This window comes from Roseibium sp. M-1 (assembly GCF_054515675.1).
Genome location: NZ_CM137257.1, coordinates 1,749,895 through 1,766,936, shown reverse-complemented (window position 1 = coordinate 1,766,936; position 17,042 = coordinate 1,749,895). Strand labels below are relative to the sequence as shown.

Below are 17,042 nucleotides of genomic sequence, written 5' to 3'. Positions count from 1 at the left end.
GGCGTTCGAAAATCTTGTATTCCCCTGCCATGATGCTTCGAACCAGGACCGCCGAAACAGGGACAGCTCCCCTTTATGCCACGCCTTTCGGCGTCTGGGCCATCGTCGCGCTCTGGGGCCTTGCCCATCTGCTGCTGCGTGCGCTGATCTCTCCGGTGCTCGGCACCGACGACATGTTCGAGAACATTCTGGTTCAGAGCCTCGAGCCCGGTTACATGCTGCGCCAGCCGCCGCTCTATGAATGGCTGCTGTGGTCGGCGCAGCAGGTGTTCGGCCCGACGATCTGGGCGGCGCTTTTCGTCAAGTACGGGCTGATTTCAATTGCGGCCCTGTTCCTGTTCCTGATCGCCCGCAAGGCAATCGCCGACCCGCGCCTCGCCGCGCTTTGCGCCTTCTCCTATTCGCTCTTCTACCAGTTCGGCTGGAACCTGCATGAAGGCGTCACCCACACGGTGGTGCTGACAACTGCCTGCGCGATGAGCGCCTTTTTCTTCCTAAAAGCACTGGAGAGCGGGAAGCTTGGCTTTTATGTGCTTTTTGGGCTTGCCGCCGGGGCGGGGCTGCTCGGCAAACACTCCTATCCGCTGTTTGCGCTGGCGCTGGTGATCGCCGCTGCAAGCGACCCGGTCTGGCGGGGCCGCCTGCGTCTTGCCGGTCTGGTCCTGGTGCCGCTTGCGGCAGCCCTGGTCTATAGTCCCTACGCCTACTGGATCATAAGCGAAGGCATGAAGCTGCTTGCTTCCGTCTCCGACACGATGGGGGTCACCGCGCAGAGTTCTCATGTCATGCGGGCCGGAGAGGGACTCGGCAAGCTGGCCTTCGGCCTGCTCGGTTTTTCCGTTCCCCTTGTGCCGGTGCTTCTGCTCCTCTTCTGGCCGCGTTATCTCGGCCGGATGACAGCGCAGGAGCCGGCAGTGAACGACATCGCGCGGCTTTGCGGGCGCGTCGTCCTTGTCATGATCGGCCTGACGGCGCTGATGATCGCCTTGACGGGAGCCACCTATGTCAAGGAGCGGCACATGCACCCGCTTCTGTTGCTGCTGCCGGTCTGGCTCTTTGCCGATCTGGAACGCTTCGACTTTCAGCGGCAATGGCGCTGGCTATTGGTGGTGATCCTAGCTTTCTCCGCAGTGGCCTTCACCGCACGGGTGCCCGGTCTCCTTGCTCCTGACAAGTTCTGGTGCGGCGGCAAGTGCAGGCACATGAAACCCTATGCCGGTCTTCAGGCGCCGTTGACAGGCCTCGGCGCCGCAAACGCCACCCTGATTGCCGATGACGGCTACACGGGCGGCAACTTGCGCGTCCTCTTTCCAGAGGCCCGTATTGTCACCGGCAGCATTCCGGCAGCGTCCGACCCACGTGAAAAATGCTTCTTCATCTGGGAAGAGGGGGACGGTGAGCCTCAGGAGCCGGCCACTGAGCGCTTCCGCAAATCCGCTTATTGGCAGGGAACGGACCCGCTGTCGGCTGTCTATCTGAAAGGGGCCTGGCCGCACCTATGGAAAGCGCCGGGCTGGCGCAGCACCTGGTGGGGAGTTGCCGAGATCGATCCGAACGAGCCGGTCTGCCGGTGACTTGCTGGATAGACGCCGTTTCCCTTTCATTGAGCCCATGTCATGACCCCACAGATCACCATCGAAAAAGCCCGTCCCGAACATCTGCGAGAAATCGTCGCGATCATCAATGCGGGCGCGACCAGCGCGCGCAAGGACAGGGAGTTCGAGAACTGGCAGGATTACCGGTCTGCCTTCGATGAGCTTGTGACTGCCCCGGAATGCGATATCTACGTTGCGATCGATGCGGAGGGGGAGGTCGTCGGAACCTATCAGATCCATGTCCTGAAAGGCCTCGCCTTTCGTGGCCGGCCGCGGGTGGAACTGGAAAGCGTGCATGTGCGTGCCGACCAGCGCGGCACAGGCGTTGGACGGCTGATGATGGACCATGCCGAGGCTCTGGCCCGGAAAGCCGGTGCCTGCATGGTCCAGCTGACGTCCAACAAGGAACGCGAAGGCTCGCACCACTTCTACCAGCGTCTCGGTTTCGAGCAGAGCCATCTCGGCTACAAGAAGATGTTTCTCTGAACGCTGCGAATAGGATCTTTCAGCATAGCCGCGCATCGTCCGGCAGCTTTCTGCCTAGAGGACCTTTTTCACGCGGGTTTCCAGCTTCTCTGCAAGATCGGAAAAGGCGGCTTTGCGCGGGTGGAGTTCGTCATGCCAGCGCTTGCCGACCGTTTTGCGGAAGTCGACATAGGTAAAGCTCTTTTTGTATTGTCGGCTCAACCGGTTGAGCATGGAATAGAGTTCGTCGATCATGATCCTGACGATCTCCTGTTGCAACTTCGCCTTGACAATACCCTGACGCTTCATGGGCTCGCCCAGCCAGTATCCTCGCTTTTGCGGGATGGCGTAGTCGTAGCCATGGCTGACAATTCGGAGCTTCTTGTTCCTTGACCGTTCCAGCGCGAGCTCGATGATTTCCTGATAGATCATCTCCATTTGCAGCAGCTTGATTTCAAAGCTGCGCTTGACGTGTTTCTCGGCGCTCCAGTCGAAGTGGTAGATCTGCAGATATTTCCACATATCTCCCCCGCCCAGTAGATCGTTGCCGCTGCCGCATAGCAGGAAGGCGTCATAATGGGTGTTTTCCAGGGCTGTAACATAGTCGCTGGCCGAGGCGATATCCGTCAGCGTATCGCCGAAATGGGCAATGCTATCGATCCTGTGGCCGCGTTTCTGCAACTCCCGGACAAGGTCGGTATCGGTGCCGCCGACGATCGGCAGACCGATCGGGAAGTCCGGCAGGTTGAACCAGCTGTCGCCTTCCGCCAGAGCTGTGAATGTCTTTGCCATATTGTTTCCCCCCGTTGCTACGTCGAATTATTAGACGTTTAACGAGAGAAATAGTCAAATCTCGCGCAGTGCGTGTTTCTGGTGCCGTGACGAGCTACCTGTTCAGTTCATCTTCTGCCAGGTTTCCGTTTCGCAGACATTGAACACCACGCGCACGCAGCCCCTGACTTCCAGGCTCTGCGCACTGGTTTTCCGTAGGGTCGCGTCCGCCGAAAAGCCGCGGCGCGGGTCGTAGACGCGGGCGGTCCATCCGTCAGGCTGCGGCGCCATGCGCCAGATGACCTTGAGGCCAAGGACCTTGCGGTTCCGCTTCGTTTCATCCTTGTTGTTGAGGTCGGGCGTCGACTGCATCGTATAGCCCTTGGGCGGCGGAAAACGGACGATCCTGCCGCAGGGCTCCTTGCCGCAGGCGGCAATTTCGATCACGGCACCCGCAGGCGTCAGCCAGTTGCCGGTGACATCCGGTGAGGCAGCCGCGCCGGAGAGCGGTGCCGGCGCAAGGGCCGTCAAAAGGCCTGCACAAAGGCCACGCCGCAACAGGGGCTGAAGCCGGAAGCGTTTGAAACCGATAAGAGAACCGTACCGCACAGGAACCCCGCCGCATTGCTGGTTTTGGATGCGCCACACTTGTGACCAGCAATTGCGACGGGGCGATGGCCAAATCGTGGGATTTGGCAAGCTGCGCAAGTTTTCTGCCGATTATTGCGCGCGCGACCAGGTCTCGCCCTTGCAGATGAGCCCGCCGAGCACGCAGCCTTCCAGCTTCAGCTTGTTGCCGGAAGTCAGTTCGATGAAGCCGGTATAGGTCTTGCCATCTTCGGCATTATAGACAGAGCCCTTCCACTGATCTTCCTTGCCCGTCGGCTTCATAGCCTGCACGATCTGAACGCCAAGCAGCGGCCGGTCGCGTTTGGAGGCGTCGGGGTTTTTGGTGTCGTTGCGCGGTTCGCGCAGCCAGATCAGCTTGCCGCAAAGCGCGCTGCCGCAGTTGCTGATGCGGATCTTGGATGCCCCGTTGGGACGCACCCAGTCACCTTTGGCATCGCCTGCCAGGGACATCGTGGCCGAGGCGGAGATCAGACCCGCCGCAAGCAGTGCGGTGGCCAGTGTGGATTTCAGCATATGTTCCTCCCAAAGCGGAATGCCTTCCGTTTACGGAAACGGAATGTATCCTGTTCTGCCGCCATGGAAAAGCCGTGTCCCTACGTAAGTAGAGTGTTTTTGTGGTCCGCGATCCCTCTGTACTTCCCATGCAGAATTCACATCCCCAAGAGTGCAGAAAAATCAGCCTGTTAGCCGGGCAATCGGATTCATGGTGAACGGAAGGTTGAGGAGCCTTGTCAAATTTTCGGAGAATGCGACTGATTTTAAAGGCGGAATCTCAACCCTATGCTTACTGCGAAGTGAATTTCAGACTTATTTAAAATTTTGTTCGCATTGCGTTAAACCTGTCTCTTAACGGGCCTTTTAACTGCTGCTGCTGAAGTAGAGCTCAAGAAACGACGGGGAAAGCTTCGGATAAGCTTACGTTTCTTAAGTGAGGTTGTTCCGGGAAGAAATCGCGGGACGTCTCGCCACAAGTAGGGAGCCGGAGCGGCTTTGGGGTTCGAATGAACCGGGCCGCTTCGGAAAGTCTTAAACAGTAGACGAAAGGGGAGCTCAATGGCTCGTTTTGAAATGCATTCGGCCGATATGGCCGCTCTGGGCGAACGGCCCGCCACCGCTGACATCCTGTTCCAGATGGGTCTCGACAGCGCCTGCGGCCGCCACGGCGTCGCGGATCTCGTCACCGCCCACAAGTGGTTCAACATTGCAGCGCTCAAGGGCAACCGCGATGCCGTCCGTTACCGCAAGGAAATCTCCGGCGAAATGACTTCCGCCGAAATCGCCGAAGCACAGCGCTCGGCCCGTGAATGGCTGTCGATGCATTGAGCACGCTTAGGGCTGCCGGCCAAACGGCACCTCAGCCAATCCTGAAAAGCTGACGCGGCAGCCGTTATCTGCCGTGTCCCGCCTTCACCCTTTCCGGGTGGAGCGTCTGACACATCTTCAATGAACCGGTGCCAGGCCGTAATCCTCCCAGAGGGACCGGTCGATTTTTGCGCCGAGCGCATATTCAAAAGCCGTTATCTCCGTGCCGCCCGTATTCAGCCGGCATCTGTAGGCAATCTCATACCAGACCCCATCGCTCCGCAGGGCGCCTGCGGACACGTCGACGAGTTCGCCCCTGCGGCGGGAATTCCTGAATGCATGCGGTGCCAGCCGTGTCGGCCGGAACCCCGGCCTGTCCTTGCGCACCTGCTCCATGGCCTCCAGCGCGCAAAGCTGCTCGCTTTTGTCCTCGCCCGTTAGCGTCGCCAGCGCCGCGCGTGCCTGCGCCGACCCCGGATTGCTGAGAACCGAGCCTGCCAGCAGCGTGGTCGCCGTCACCCAGCCACCTTCAGAACCGGTGCTGCCTGGCATTGGCGTCTCATCCGGTGCGGCCAGGCCCGCCTGGCCCGTGCCCGGGAGGTCGTCGGGCAACGCCTCAGGCGCTGCGGAGGGGGCGGGCAGCACAGGGTCTTCCAAAATATCGACGGAAATCGGTTCCGGAGGCGAGGGCGGGATCGTTTTCCAGAAGGCGGCGCTGTTGAGAACGGCAAAGAGCGCCAGATGCAGCCAGAAGGCACAGACCCATGCAAAGCGATCCGCCACGAGCCGGTGCAGGGCATTGGCGGGCAGGGGGCTGAAAGTCTGGGCATCTGGGGGGAGGAAGCCGGAAATGACACTGCTCCGCTGCCTGATCCTTTGAAGAGCCCATCGCAGCAAAGGAGTGCGGCTTATTTGTGGAGCAGCGGCGATTTCCCTGGCTGGCCGACCGGATATTCCAGGTTCATCAGCCTGTAGTAGGCCGGGATACGATCAACGCCGCCGTTTTCCTCGATCATGTTGAACGCTCACCTGAACCGATGCCTGAACTGTCTCGTCGGAAGTTTGCTGTCCCGTTCCCGTCAGGGAGCCTTGCGGCGGCGGTCCCGCCCGATGGGGAAAACGATCAGCCCAAGAAAAAAACGCCTTGAACTGCGGGACGTTTGTTCGTACACGGGCTGTACCGGAGAGGTGGCCGAGTGGTCGAAGGCGCTCCCCTGCTAAGGGAGTAGACGGGCAACCGTCTCGAGGGTTCGAATCCCTTCCTCTCCGCCACCTTCCCCTATGTCCGATCCGGAGACATAGGTAACAGTTTGTACCGGAGACATGGGTTACAACCTCGTGCCGAACGGGTTGTCGATTGTCTGTAGTGTTCTCTGCTCCAGGTCGATGTATCCCAGATCATAGCTCATGAAGCTGATCAGCCAAATACCATCCTCCACTTCCTTGATCCCGAGCTTCTGACCGGCCAGAACGCGCTTCGTCAACTCCCTTGACCTTGAACCAAACCGGTTCCGGCAGAATGAACCAATCTGACCGGGAAAAGCTCAGGGTGTTTCGGGTGACAATCCCAATTTTTTTGGCAGGTCGATCAAATGGCCCGGCACTTCAGCGATCGTGCGTGAAGTACCGGGCAAGGATGCATCAGTCGAGATCCTGATAGTCGGCGGTATAGAGATGATCGCGGATGAACTGCGTCATGTCCGAAGGCTTGTCGACCTCGGCAAGACCGGATTGAAACACCAGCGCGGCCACCCTTGCCGCGGTTGCGACCGAGGTTTCCAGGATGTCCGCCTGCGGCGGGAAGAGGGCGCCTTTTTCCAGCATCTTCTGCGGCACCTGGTCGGCAACGGCCTTGGCTGCCTCGATGAACATCTGATCCGTGACCCGCTTTGCCTGCGTGGCATAGATGGCCATGGCGACTGCCGGGAAGATGTAGAGGTTGTTCGCCTGTCCGGGCAGAAAGGTGTCGCCGGCATATTGAACCGGCGGGAACTGGACGCCGGCGGCGAAAATGACCTTGCCTTTGGTCCAGGCATAGGCCTGTTCCGCGGTGCACTCGGCGTGATCGGTCGGGTTGGACAGGGCGAAGATGACCGGCCGGTCGTTGATCTCGGCCATTGCCTCCACCACCGATTTCGTAAACAGGCCGCCAACCGTGCTGACACCGATAAGCGTGGTGGGTTTCACCGAGCGGATCGCGGCTGCCAGATCACGCACGGGCTCGTGCTTGTGCGCATATTTCTTCTGGAAGTCGAAGAGGTCGGTACGCGATGATTCCAGCAGTCCGTTCACATCGTACATGTAGATGCGGCCGCGCGCCTCTTCCTCGCTCAAGCCTTCCTCGACCATTTCGCTGACCATGAGGTCTGCCAGGCCGATACCGGCAGAGCCTGCGCCGGCGAAAAAGATCCTTTCGTCCTTGAGCGAGCCGCGCTTGATCTTGAGGGCGTTGATCATACCGGCAAGGGCGATGCCCGCCGTGCCCTGGATGTCGTCATTGTAACAGCGGTACTTGTCCCGGTAGCGGGCCAGCAGATGCACCGCGTCGCTGCCGGTCCAGTCTTCGAAATGGATGCAGCACTTGGGGTACCGCTTCTGGATGGCGTCGACCAGTTCGTCGACAAACGGGTAAAGCACCTCTGTGGCCGGCCGTTTTTGCCGGATCCCGAGATAAAGCGGATCTTCCAGCAGCTGCTCGTTGTTGGTCCCGGCATCCAGGAACATCGGCAGAAGGTGCTGCGGCGGCACGCCGGCTGCGGCCGTATAGAGCTGAAGCTTGCCGATGGGAATGCCCATGCCGTTGGCGCCGATATCACCGAGACCCAGGATGCGGCCGCCGTTGGTAACGCAGATGAACCGCACATCCGTGTCCGGCCAGTTGGCGAGCATCTTGTCCACGTGGCCCTTGTGGGCGATGGAAATATACATGCCGCGATTGCGGCGATAGATGTGACCGAATTTCAGGCAGGCCTCGCCGATGGTCGGGTCGTAAACGATCGGCAGGAACCGGGTCGGATCGGACATGACAACGCGGTAGAACAGCGTCTCGTTGGTATCCAGAAGGTTCGTCAGGTAGACGAAACGATCGATATCGGAGTGCTTGTGCTCAAGCTGCATCATCACCCGCTGAACCTGCTGGTCGATAGTTTCCACCACCCCCGGCAACAGGCCAAGCAGCTTGTATTTCTCGCGCTCTTCAACGGAAAAAGCGGTGTTCTTGTTGAGTTCGGGATCGTGCAGAAGGTCAAGGCCGGTCAGGCCGTTGGTGGAAATCGCCATTTTCTCTGGTCCTGTCTTGAATTGAAATTAAAGAGACGGGTGGGTCATTTTCGAGGGATCGACAACCTTGTCGAACTCGGCGGCATCGACATAACCAAGGTCGAGGCAGGCCTCCTTCAGCGTCATGTCGTTGTCGAAGGCATGGTGGGCGGCATGGCTTGCCTTGTCGTAGCCGATGATCGGGCTCAGCGCGGTGACGAGCATCAGCGATCGATCCACATATCCCTTGATCTGCTTTTCGTTGGGCTCCGTTCCGTCGACCAGGAACCGCGCGAAGTTGCGGCAGCCGTCGCCCATGATGCGCACGGATTGAAGGATCGCGTTGATCATGAGCGGCTTGTAGACGTTCATTTCCAGGTAGCCGCTGGCGCCGCCGATGCCGACGGAAACGTCGTTACCCATCACCTGTGCCGAGATCATCGCCAGCGCCTCGCACTGGGTCGGATTGACCTTGCCCGGCATGATCGAAGAGCCAGGCTCGTTCGACGGGATCTTGAGTTCATAAAGCCCGCAGCGCGGACCGCAGGAGAGCAGCCGGATGTCGTTGGCGATCTTGAAGAGGGAAACAGCCAGCGAGCGGAAGGAGCCGGAAAGCGCCACAAGCCCGTCGTGAGCTCCCTGGACGGCGAACTTGTTGGGTGCGGTCGCAAACGGAAGGCCGGTCAGCTCGGCGATCTTTGCGGCGGAACGCACCGCAAATTCCGGGTGGGTGTTGATTCCGGTGCCGACCGCCGTTCCGCCCAGGGCAAGCTTGTAGACATCCTCCAGCGCGAATTCGATCCGGGCAATGTCCGCCGCAAGCATTTCGACATATCCGGAAAACTCCTGGCCGAGGGTCAACGGCGTGGCGTCCTGCATGTGCGTGCGGCCGATCTTGATGATGCCGTCCCAGGCCTCGGCCTTCGCCTTCAGGCTGTCATGCAGCTGGCGCACGCCCGGCAGAAGCCGGGAATGGGTCTGGATCGCCGCTGCCATGTGCATGGCCGTCGGGAAACTGTCATTCGACGACTGGGACATGTTCACATGATCGTTGGGGTGGATCGGAACCTTGGATCCCAGGACACCGCCGGCAATTTCGATCGCGCGGTTTGAAATCACCTCGTTCACGTTCATGTTCGACTGCGTACCGCTGCCGGTCATCCACACATGGAGCGGGAAATGCGCATCGAGCTTGCCTTGCGCCACTTCATCGGCCGCTTTGACGATCAGATCCCGTTTGTCGGCTGGCAGCAGACCGAGGTCGGTGTTCACCAAAGCCGCGGCCTTTTTCAAAATGCCGTAAGCGTGGATCTGCTCGATGGGTATCAGGTCGTTGCCGATGGAAAAGTGTTCGAGCGAGCGCTGCGTTTGCGCGCCCCAGTATTTGTCTTCAGGGACATCGACCTCACCCAGACTATCTGTTTCTCTTCTCATTTCGTCTCCCTTTCCACGGAATCTCAGATTCTTCATCTCAGGCAAAACTCTGAAAGTAAGTATATTTAAATATTTCTTTCAAAATATATTTAAATATCATTCATTTAATGAATTTGTTCCTGTATTCAATTTGTTCGTACAAATATTTTGTGAAATTTTTTAATATAATCATGAGTTGTCTGAATAACGGCCGGATTCTCTTCTGTCATTGCGCGCGCATCGCCAGCAGTTGCTCGATCTCCACCTGCACGCCGAAATCCAGGTCCGGCGAATAATGAGAAAGGATCTCCTCCCTGTTCGCAAACAGATCCAGACCGCCATCGTTGAACAAGACGCCGTCCGGGTATTCCGCCCGCCACCGGTCGACAACGGCGGCCATTTTCTCGAAATAGGCGCCTTGCGCATCGTCAGACCGGAACTTCACGCCCCGCACGAGCGTGATGTGGAACGGATTGCCGTAATCGCCACAGGGGCAAGCCAGGGCCTTGCTGCAAATCCCGAAAATCTGGCCGATAACGGAGAGGGGATCGTATTCGCACAAGAGCTCGAGCTCGTTGGAGGGGGTGAGGTTCACCCGGCTCGGCTTTAGTCTGACCGGTGCGAACCGGATTTGCCGGAGGACCCGGTCGACCGTCTGAAAGGCTATTCCGCCATCGGCTTCATTGTCCGGGCCGAAGCGCCAGATTTCCGCGTGGGCGGTATCCGGCCGTTTCAACTTGGTGCTGTCGCCGCCGCCGATCAGCCAGCCATCGTCGCTCGTTTCACAAAGGTAGGTGTAGGTCCTGTCGGTCAGAAGATCGAGATCGATGTCCCTGCTCACCTCCGCCCGGCAATCGATGCCGACGTTGGCCAAGCGGTTCAGCCTGCAGGCCGGATGCCGGTGGCCGCTCGGCGTCGCGTGATCGTAGGTGGCCATGAAGTCGGGTGAAACAGTGGGGAGCTGAGCCATAACGATGTCCTGCACTCGAAAACTGTCAAAAGGATCATGCGCCCGGCGCATCAGGGGTTTGCGGCTTCACCTCGGGCGATCGCCCGTTTGCGAAGCGTGTGGGGAGCGGTTTCTTCCATGAACAGCGCGAAAATGACGAGCCCGAGGGCCGCAATGCCGGCGAGCATGAGAAAGGTGAACGTGTAGCTGGTTGCGCCGACGACCGTTTCCGCAACGATGTTGCTCGCGGAAGCCCCGATGCCGACGATGGTTGCAAGCGTTCCCTGCGCAAAGTTGAAACGGCCGGTCCCTTTGGTGATGTCGGCGACGACGAGCAGAAACACCATCGCGAAAATTCCGTTCGCGACCCCGTCCAGAGCCTGCACGGCGACGGTGAAATAGGCATCGTCGGACACTGCGAACAAGGCGCCCCGGATCGGCAGGACGGCGAAGGCGATCAGCAAAAGCGGCTTGCGCCCCCATGTGTCGGCTTTCCAGCCGCAAAAGAGCGCCATGGCGATCATGATGAGCTGCGCGGAAATCACACAGGCGGACGTAAACGCGATCCCGTGCCTGGCATCGCTGTGGAGGGACAGTTTCTGGCTGACCAGTGGCAGCATCGATGCGTTGGCAAAGTGAAAGAGAACGATCGACAGAGCGAAGATTATCAGGCGACGTTCCTCGAACAGCTTCAGGAAACTCGCCGGTTCCTTTTCGCCGCTGTCATCGGCTTCCTCACCCCCGCGTGCGACCTCGTGATCGATGTCGCTCTCGCGGATCAAAAGCACGCACACGATCATTCCCATGGCCATCATGGCGACGAGCCAGAAGACACCAAGTTCCGAAATCGTGAGCGCCACGAGCGCCGCAATGGATGCCGCGAACATGTTGCCGGCGTGGTTCCACGCCTGATTTGCACTGGTCTGCCTGGTGAACATGTCGCGCCCGACGAGACCCAGCGTCAGTGCCGCTATGGACGGCCCCAGAAACGCCGAAGCCAGGCCGATCGCGATCTGCGCGGCGTAGATCACGAAGTCCGCTCGGAAAAAGATGATACTCAGAGTACTCGCTGCAATTGCAAAGGCACATCCGATCAAGAGGGACCGTTTCCACTTGACGGCATCGATAATGCCGCCAGCGGGCGCTTGCGCAATCATGGTGGTGATCGAACCGAGCGCCAAAGCAATCCCGATCTGCCCCGGCGACCAATGCTGAATGGCCAGAAGATAAATGGCGAGATAAGGACCGATACCTCCGGCAACGTCCCCGGCAAAGAAATTGGCGCCGATTAGAGGTTTGTTTAGTTTCATGTTAGAACTTTCGCATTCATGAAAATATCCTGCCAATGTACCCAAATATCTTATTACTAAAATCTTCATATGACATTGGGGAAGGTGCAGGTTTCAATAGGCTAATTTTCCGAAAATTGTAAAGAAATCTAACATGATAAAATTTTAATTCTCATCCTCCAAAAAATATTCTAGAAAACGTCACCATTGGGTTATGTAGGCAGTTTCGCTCGTGACGTTTTCCCTTGCAGTTGCAATCGCTATATTTTTCTTCATTTCGATCCGCCAGTGGCTGCCTGAGAGGGTGCGGATCTGGCACATCATGGGCGCAGGAGCGGTCGTGCTTCTTGCGACCGGCGACATTTCACCGGCAAATGCCTGGAAGGCGATCGACTGGAATGTGATCGCCTATCTGTTCGGCGTCTTTTCCATTTCGCATGCGATGTACGACTGCGGGGTCGCGCATAAGTTGAGTTCGGTCATCTGCAACGATGAGACCTCCGTGCGGCGAACTCTGGCCTTGTTCATCATTCTGGTCGCCGGCGTTTCAGTGGTGCTCACAAACGATGCCGCGGCGGCAATCGGCACGCCGATTGCGCTGACGATCGCTTTCAGGCTCGGCATCCGGCCCGCAGTTCCGCTGATCGCGCTCTGCGCTGCGGTGACCGTCGGCAGCATGATGTCTCCGGTCGGCAACCCCCAGAACATCCTGATTGTCGCAGACGGCCACTTCAGCAATCCGATCGGCTCATTCCTCTACTGGCTCGCCGTGCCGACAGCCCTGTCGATGGCGTTCGCCTATGCCTGGTATCTCTATTGCCTGAAAAAGGAAGTGCCCGCGGATCAAGCCGCACTGACATTGCCGGAACCGAAGTCGGCCGTGACCTGGCCGGCCTACCTGGCAACCGGCATGCTGGTCGTCCTGGTCGTCGGCGACAGTGTGCTCCAGGCGGACTACCCGGATTTTGACCTGCCCCTGGGCGTCATCAGCCTCATCTGCTGCTTGCCCACCTACCTGTTTTCAAGCCGCAGGTTTTCCATCATCCGGGAAGTGGACTGGCACACGCTGCTTTTTTTCGTGGCCATGTTTGTTGTCACGGGCGCGGTCCTCGCTTCCGGTGCGCTGCAGAACCTGCTCGGTTCCTGGCAGCAGCGCCTGGATGAGCCGCTCGTCACGACCACGGTCGCCTTCGGCGCCAGTCAGCTGTTTTCAAACGTTCCGGTCGTGGAAATTTACCTGAACCTGCTTTCCGGACACAGCACGCCGACCCTGATGCTGCTTGCCGGCATGAGCACGCTGGCGGGTAACCTGTTTATCATCAGTGCGGCGAGCAATGTCATCGTTGTCCAGCAAGCCGAGAAGCTGGGGGCAAAACCCTTCGATTTCTGGCAGTTCACAAGGCTTGTCGTGCCCGTCACCGTCTTTTCCCTCGCCGTTTGCTACGTCTGGGTGGTGGTAGTCATGCAGGGGATCCTTGGGGCTGGCTGAAGCGCAGGCGCCGATTGAACTTTTCGCTCTCCGCGCCGCGCTCCAGCACTGCTTCTGAAGGGCCGCACCGGGAGTGTTCGGATGCTGCAATAACCAGCGGCCGATGTTCCTGTCTCGCGCTTTCTCTCGGAAACAGCGACCGTCTCGCCAAAAAAACCTCGTTGGCTATTCAGTCGAAGCCTTCCGTGCACGCGGCGCAAGGCGCTTCGTCATTGGCCTTATATTGACAAAATATCCATTTCTGGACATTTTGTAGAAAATCATCACGCCTGCGATCCCCGTCATGCCTCACTTGAAAACACTTTTTCCAATCTGCCGAGCGATTGCCGCCCTGCTTCCCGGGCAGGTCGAAGTGGTTTTGCATGACCTTCGCAAAGGGCGGATTGCGTATATTGAAAACGGGTTTTCGCCCCGCAAGACCGGCGATGACAGCCTCACCGAAACCGCCAACTTTGAATCCGAACTGACGTCGGACGACACAATCGGCCCCTATCTGAAGGCGAATTCGGACGGGGCGCGCCTGCGCACCGTGTCGGCCCTGTTGCGAGACGATGAGGGGGCGCCGTTCGCGCTGCTCTGCCTCAACTTGCGCCTGACCGAGCTGGAAGCCGCACGTGACCTGCTTTCGAACCTCACCGCAATCGTCTCCGCCGAAACGCCCGCAATCTTGCGGCACGACTGGCGCGAAACCGCAAACGCCATCATTTCCGCGACCCTGCGCGAATTGAAGATCAGCTTCAATCAGTTGCGCCGCCCTGAACGCCTCATCATCGTGACGCGGCTGCAGGAAGCCGACATCTTCTCGGCACGCGGTTCGTCGGATTATGTGGCCGAAGCCCTGGGCGTTTCCCGCGCCAGTATTTACGACCTCATCAAACAGGCCAGACATTCCGCCAATCCGGCGTGACAGGAAGGACCGTCCCCATGACTTTGCCCCGTCCGATGCGTGATTTCGGCCTGGAAGTCTTCTTTTCCGAATGGGAATTCACGGCGCGTCATCACATGACTGCATCCGATGTTGAAAGCATGCCTGCCGCCGATCTGCTGGCGATGGCCAGTCCTCAGGATCGGGAAGCCTATGACAATCTCTGGCTCGGCTATACCGAGACCTGGGGCGCTCCGGCGTTGCGGGCCGAGATCGCGGCGACCTATGAAAGCCTGGCGGCAGAGAACATCCTTTGTCTCGCGGGGGCAGGTGAGGGGCTCTATGCGGTTGTCAGGGTGCTGTTGGATGCGCAGTCCCATGCCATCGTTGTGACCCCCAACTATCAGAGTGCGGAGACTGTTCCGCTTTCGATCTGCGAAGTCACCGGCGTTCGGCTGCGTCCCGCCAATGTGAAGGGCGGTTGGCGGATCGATATTGACGACATCCGTGCAGCCATCCGGCCGAACACCAGGCTTCTGTCCTTGAACTTCCCGCACAATCCGACCGGTATGCTGCTGTCGCGCGAGGAACTCGATGCGCTGGTTGCCCTATGCCGTGCGCACGGGATCTGGTTTCTCAGCGACGAGGTATATCGCGGCATCGAGCTGGACCCCGACGATCGGGCGCCCCAGATCGCGGATATCTATGAGCGCGGAATTTCGCTGAACGTGATGTCCAAGGCCTATGGACTGCCGGGGCTGCGTATCGGCTGGATCGCCTCGCAGAACAGGGATTTGCTGCAGAAGGTCGAGCGCTACAAACACTATCTCTCGATCTGCAATTCACGCCCCTCCGAGGTTCTTGCGCTCATCGCACTCAAGGCCCGGGACCAGATCTTTGGCCGCAACCGGGCGCTACTGGCAAAGAACGTTGTTGCGCTGGAACAGCTTTTTGCCGGCTTCCCCGGCCTGGTCGACTGGGCCCGGCCGATGGGCGGCTGCGTCGCCTTTCCGCGCTTCACCGGTCCGGAGGGATGCGAAGCCTTCTGCCGCAAGCTGCTGGAAGAGAGCGGCGTTTTGCTGTTGCCCGGTTCGATCTACGCCTCGGAACTGACCGGCATTCCGAGCGGCCATTTCCGCATCGGCTTCGGCCGAGGCAAGGTCTTCGACGACGGCCTTGCCGCCATGCGTGCGCATTTCGAAACGCATTACGGGGAATTCCAGGCCTGAGGTCTCGGCCGCAATCTCGAGCACTGTTCGCTTTGAACAACTTGCCTTTCAAGCGTTCCGGGAGCCGGTCTGGGAATCCGGGACGAGGAGGATCTTGCCGATCGTGCCCCGGCCTTCCAGCATCTGATGAGCTCTTCCCGCTTCCGACATCGGGACCGTTTCTGCGACGACGGGCCTGACGATGCCCTGTGAGCAAAGCGCCAGCAATTCGGCTGCCCGCATCCTGCGTTCCTGCGGGCCGGTGAGGACGTTCCACAAATCGCCACCGGTCACCGTGATGGATTTGTCCATCAGCATCCGCGGTGCGATCGATGGAGGCTCTCCTCCGGCAAAGCCGTAGAAGACAAGGCTGCCACCGATGCGAAGGGTTTCCATGCTTTTCAGTAGCGTTACACCGGTCGATTCGTAAACGACATCCGCGCCCCTGCCGAATTCCGCCCTGATTTTTGCGGCCCAGTCATCTTCGTTCGAAAGAACGACTTTCGCACCGTTCCTGCGCGCGGCCTCGGCCTTGCGGTCGCTTGAGGCAAGGCCGACAACGATTGCTCCAGCATGGACAAGCATCTGCGTCAGCAGGAGCCCGACCCCGCCGGCGGCCGCATGGACGAGCGCGATATCGCCCTTCCGGACCTGATAACTGTCTCGCGTCAGATATTGCGCGGTGAGCCCCTGCAGGAGGATGGCGGCGGCAGTTTCATAAGAGACTTCTTCGGCAAGGCGTATGAGTTTGCCGGCCGGAACGGCGACCAGCTCCGCGTTCGCGCGCGGGCTGTCGGCAAATGCGACGCGGTCACCGACCTTGAACCCGTCGCACGCACCGTGCGTCTCGACGACTTCTCCCGCACCCTCGTAGCCAAGTATCCAGGGTGGCGTCGCATCCATGTGATAGTTGCCCTGGCGACGATAGACGTCCGCATAGTTCAGGCCGGCGGCATGGACGCGCACGAGGACCTCGCCATCACCGAGGGACGGATCCTCGATCTCGCGCCAATCAAGGACATCAGAGGCGCCAAAACGTTCAAAAACGACAGCTCGCATATCCGGCTCCCTCAAATGGACCGCATCAGGCCGCCATCGACCCTGATGTTCTGGCCCGTGATATAGCCGGCGCCTTCCGAGAGCAGGAAGGACGCGGTCGCGGCGACTTCATCGACGGTGCCGTAGCGCGCCATCGGTACGCTTTGCCGCCGTGCCTCCAATTCCGGCAGGCTGTTGATCCAGCCGGGCAAAATGTTGTTCATCCGCACATTGGACGCGGCGAAGTCGTCGGCAAAGAGCTTCGTATAGGCAGCAAGTCCCGCACGAAAAACCGCAGACGTCGGGAACATGTCCGAAGGTTCGCTCGCCCAGGCGGTGGAGATGTTGACGATCGCGCCCCGGTTTTGCTGTTTCATGATTGGCGCCACATGGCGAACGGCACGGATGACGTTCATGAAGTAGACCTCAAATCCGCCCTGCCAGTTTTCGTCGGTCAACTCGATGATCGGCGCGCGCGGGCCGTGCCCCGCACTGTTCACGAGCGCGTCGATCCTGCCCCATCTGTCCATGGCCGCATCGACAAGTCTCTTCAGGTCGCTGTTGGAGGTATTCGATCCCGTGACACCCACACCGCCAAGATCGCGTGCAAGAGCCTCTCCTTTTCCGGAAGAAGACAGGATGGCCACCTGATAACCTTCGGTCGCCAGGCGCCGTGCGATCGCAGCGCCCATGCCGGAACCTCCGGCCGTGATCAGAGCGATTTTTTCTACAGTCATCTTGCCCTCTATCGCAGCAATTGATCCCTGATT

General features: G+C 59.2%; 16 protein-coding genes, 1 tRNA gene and 1 pseudogene. 7 read left to right on the top strand and 11 right to left on the bottom strand.

Annotated features, from left to right (window positions below):
• Positions 1 to 29: 29 nt before the first annotated feature.
• Entirely contained in the window at positions 30 to 1,574 is a 1,545-nt protein-coding gene (locus ACX3M4_RS08040) for a glycosyltransferase family 39 protein (RefSeq protein WP_459358063.1), read from the top strand.
• A 42-nt stretch (positions 1,575 to 1,616) separates the two neighbouring features.
• On the top strand, positions 1,617 to 2,081 hold the full coding sequence (locus tag ACX3M4_RS08035) for a GNAT family N-acetyltransferase (RefSeq protein ID WP_459358062.1): 465 nt from the start codon (positions 1,617 to 1,619) through the stop codon (positions 2,079 to 2,081).
• 54 nt (positions 2,082 to 2,135) lie between these two features.
• Here the strand turns inward: ACX3M4_RS08035 and ACX3M4_RS08030 are convergent, their stop codons facing one another.
• The 3 genes from ACX3M4_RS08030 to ACX3M4_RS08020 all read right to left on the bottom strand — a co-directional run bounded on the left by ACX3M4_RS08030 (position 2,136) and on the right by ACX3M4_RS08020 (position 3,974).
• On the bottom strand, positions 2,136 to 2,852 hold the full coding sequence (locus tag ACX3M4_RS08030; RefSeq protein ID WP_459358061.1) for a hypothetical protein: 717 nt from the start codon (positions 2,850 to 2,852) through the stop codon (positions 2,136 to 2,138).
• A gap of 102 nt (positions 2,853 to 2,954) precedes the next feature.
• On the bottom strand, positions 2,955 to 3,362 hold the full coding sequence (locus ACX3M4_RS08025; protein ID WP_459358060.1) for a DUF2147 domain-containing protein: 408 nt from the start codon (positions 3,360 to 3,362) through the stop codon (positions 2,955 to 2,957).
• Positions 3,363 to 3,551: 189 nt separating this feature from the next.
• Positions 3,552 to 3,974, bottom strand: a complete 423-nt coding sequence (locus tag ACX3M4_RS08020) for a DUF2147 domain-containing protein (RefSeq protein WP_459358059.1) — start codon at positions 3,972 to 3,974, stop codon at positions 3,552 to 3,554.
• Positions 3,975 to 4,544: 570 nt separating this feature from the next.
• Between ACX3M4_RS08020 and ACX3M4_RS08015 the strand changes: the two genes are divergently transcribed.
• Positions 4,545 to 4,784 carry a hypothetical protein gene (locus ACX3M4_RS08015; protein ID WP_459359390.1) on the top strand — a complete coding sequence of 80 codons (240 nt, stop codon included), beginning with the start codon at positions 4,545 to 4,547 and terminating at the stop codon, positions 4,782 to 4,784.
• A 117-nt stretch (positions 4,785 to 4,901) separates the two neighbouring features.
• Here the strand turns inward: ACX3M4_RS08015 and ACX3M4_RS08010 are convergent, their stop codons facing one another.
• Entirely contained in the window at positions 4,902 to 5,546 is a 645-nt protein-coding gene (locus tag ACX3M4_RS08010; RefSeq protein WP_459358058.1) for a DUF930 domain-containing protein, read from the bottom strand.
• Positions 5,547 to 5,945: 399 nt separating this feature from the next.
• On the opposite strand from ACX3M4_RS08010, the gene ACX3M4_RS08005 reads away from it, so the two are divergent.
• A tRNA-Ser gene (locus ACX3M4_RS08005) sits at positions 5,946 to 6,035 on the top strand.
• Positions 6,036 to 6,091: 56 nt separating this feature from the next.
• On the opposite strand, the pseudogene ACX3M4_RS08000 reads toward ACX3M4_RS08005, so the two are convergent.
• The 5 genes and pseudogenes from ACX3M4_RS08000 to ACX3M4_RS07980 all read right to left on the bottom strand — a co-directional run.
• Positions 6,092 to 6,235: pseudogene (locus ACX3M4_RS08000) on the bottom strand (IS481 family transposase); the annotation flags it as partial.
• A 169-nt stretch (positions 6,236 to 6,404) separates the two neighbouring features.
• Positions 6,405 to 8,042: an NAD-dependent malic enzyme gene (locus ACX3M4_RS07995; RefSeq protein ID WP_459358057.1), complete on the bottom strand. Its 1,638-nt coding sequence runs from the start codon at positions 8,040 to 8,042 to the stop codon at positions 6,405 to 6,407.
• A gap of 27 nt (positions 8,043 to 8,069) precedes the next feature.
• Entirely contained in the window at positions 8,070 to 9,491 is a 1,422-nt protein-coding gene (gene fumC / locus ACX3M4_RS07990; RefSeq protein WP_459358056.1) for a class II fumarate hydratase, read from the bottom strand.
• Positions 9,492 to 9,660: 169 nt separating this feature from the next.
• Positions 9,661 to 10,404 (bottom strand): hypothetical protein, encoded by a 744-nt coding sequence (locus ACX3M4_RS07985; protein ID WP_459358055.1) that lies wholly within the window; start codon positions 10,402 to 10,404, stop codon positions 9,661 to 9,663.
• 50 nt (positions 10,405 to 10,454) lie between these two features.
• Positions 10,455 to 11,693, bottom strand: coding sequence for an MFS transporter (locus ACX3M4_RS07980; protein WP_459358054.1), 1,239 nt, complete (start codon positions 11,691 to 11,693; stop codon positions 10,455 to 10,457).
• 211 nt (positions 11,694 to 11,904) lie between these two features.
• Between ACX3M4_RS07980 and ACX3M4_RS07975 the strand changes: the two genes are divergently transcribed.
• From ACX3M4_RS07975 to ACX3M4_RS07965, 3 genes are all read left to right on the top strand, one after another.
• Positions 11,905 to 13,161: an ArsB/NhaD family transporter gene (locus ACX3M4_RS07975; protein ID WP_459358053.1), complete on the top strand. Its 1,257-nt coding sequence runs from the start codon at positions 11,905 to 11,907 to the stop codon at positions 13,159 to 13,161.
• A gap of 283 nt (positions 13,162 to 13,444) precedes the next feature.
• Positions 13,445 to 14,068: a helix-turn-helix transcriptional regulator gene (locus ACX3M4_RS07970; RefSeq protein WP_459358052.1), complete on the top strand. Its 624-nt coding sequence runs from the start codon at positions 13,445 to 13,447 to the stop codon at positions 14,066 to 14,068.
• A 17-nt stretch (positions 14,069 to 14,085) separates the two neighbouring features.
• The gene (locus ACX3M4_RS07965) at positions 14,086 to 15,255 is read left to right on the top strand and encodes an aminotransferase class I/II-fold pyridoxal phosphate-dependent enzyme (RefSeq protein ID WP_459358051.1); all 1,170 of its coding nucleotides are present in this window, start codon (positions 14,086 to 14,088) and stop codon (positions 15,253 to 15,255) included.
• Positions 15,256 to 15,303: 48 nt separating this feature from the next.
• Here the strand turns inward: ACX3M4_RS07965 and ACX3M4_RS07960 are convergent, their stop codons facing one another.
• Both ACX3M4_RS07960 and ACX3M4_RS07955 read right to left on the bottom strand, forming a co-directional pair.
• Positions 15,304 to 16,293 (bottom strand): quinone oxidoreductase family protein, encoded by a 990-nt coding sequence (locus tag ACX3M4_RS07960; RefSeq protein ID WP_459358050.1) that lies wholly within the window; start codon positions 16,291 to 16,293, stop codon positions 15,304 to 15,306.
• 11 nt (positions 16,294 to 16,304) lie between these two features.
• On the bottom strand, positions 16,305 to 17,009 hold the full coding sequence (locus ACX3M4_RS07955) for an SDR family oxidoreductase (RefSeq protein WP_459358049.1): 705 nt from the start codon (positions 17,007 to 17,009) through the stop codon (positions 16,305 to 16,307).
• Positions 17,010 to 17,042: the final 33 nt, after the last annotated feature.

What these genes read in the sequence shown, in the direction of transcription:
- ACX3M4_RS07995 (WP_459358057.1), bottom strand. Translation starts at nt 8,042, where the DNA reads ATGGCGATTTCCACCAACGGCCTGACCGGCCTTGACCTTCTGCACGAT.
- ACX3M4_RS08020 (WP_459358059.1), bottom strand. Translation starts at nt 3,974, where the DNA reads ATGCTGAAATCCACACTGGCCACCGCACTGCTTGCGGCGGGTCTGATC.
- ACX3M4_RS07980 (WP_459358054.1), bottom strand. Translation starts at nt 11,693, where the DNA reads ATGAAACTAAACAAACCTCTAATCGGCGCCAATTTCTTTGCCGGGGAC.
- ACX3M4_RS08035 (WP_459358062.1), top strand. Translation starts at nt 1,617, where the DNA reads ATGACCCCACAGATCACCATCGAAAAAGCCCGTCCCGAACATCTGCGA.
- fumC (WP_459358056.1), bottom strand. Translation starts at nt 9,491, where the DNA reads ATGAAGAATCTGAGATTCCGTGGAAAGGGAGACGAAATGAGAAGAGAA.
- ACX3M4_RS08030 (WP_459358061.1), bottom strand. Translation starts at nt 2,852, where the DNA reads ATGGCAAAGACATTCACAGCTCTGGCGGAAGGCGACAGCTGGTTCAAC.
- ACX3M4_RS08015 (WP_459359390.1), top strand. Translation starts at nt 4,545, where the DNA reads ATGGCCGCTCTGGGCGAACGGCCCGCCACCGCTGACATCCTGTTCCAG.
- ACX3M4_RS07970 (WP_459358052.1), top strand. Translation starts at nt 13,445, where the DNA reads ATGCCTCACTTGAAAACACTTTTTCCAATCTGCCGAGCGATTGCCGCC.
- ACX3M4_RS07955 (WP_459358049.1), bottom strand. Translation starts at nt 17,009, where the DNA reads ATGACTGTAGAAAAAATCGCTCTGATCACGGCCGGAGGTTCCGGCATG.
- ACX3M4_RS07960 (WP_459358050.1), bottom strand. Translation starts at nt 16,293, where the DNA reads ATGCGAGCTGTCGTTTTTGAACGTTTTGGCGCCTCTGATGTCCTTGAT.
- ACX3M4_RS07965 (WP_459358051.1), top strand. Translation starts at nt 14,086, where the DNA reads ATGACTTTGCCCCGTCCGATGCGTGATTTCGGCCTGGAAGTCTTCTTT.
- ACX3M4_RS08040 (WP_459358063.1), top strand. Translation starts at nt 30, where the DNA reads ATGATGCTTCGAACCAGGACCGCCGAAACAGGGACAGCTCCCCTTTAT.
- ACX3M4_RS07985 (WP_459358055.1), bottom strand. Translation starts at nt 10,404, where the DNA reads ATGGCTCAGCTCCCCACTGTTTCACCCGACTTCATGGCCACCTACGAT.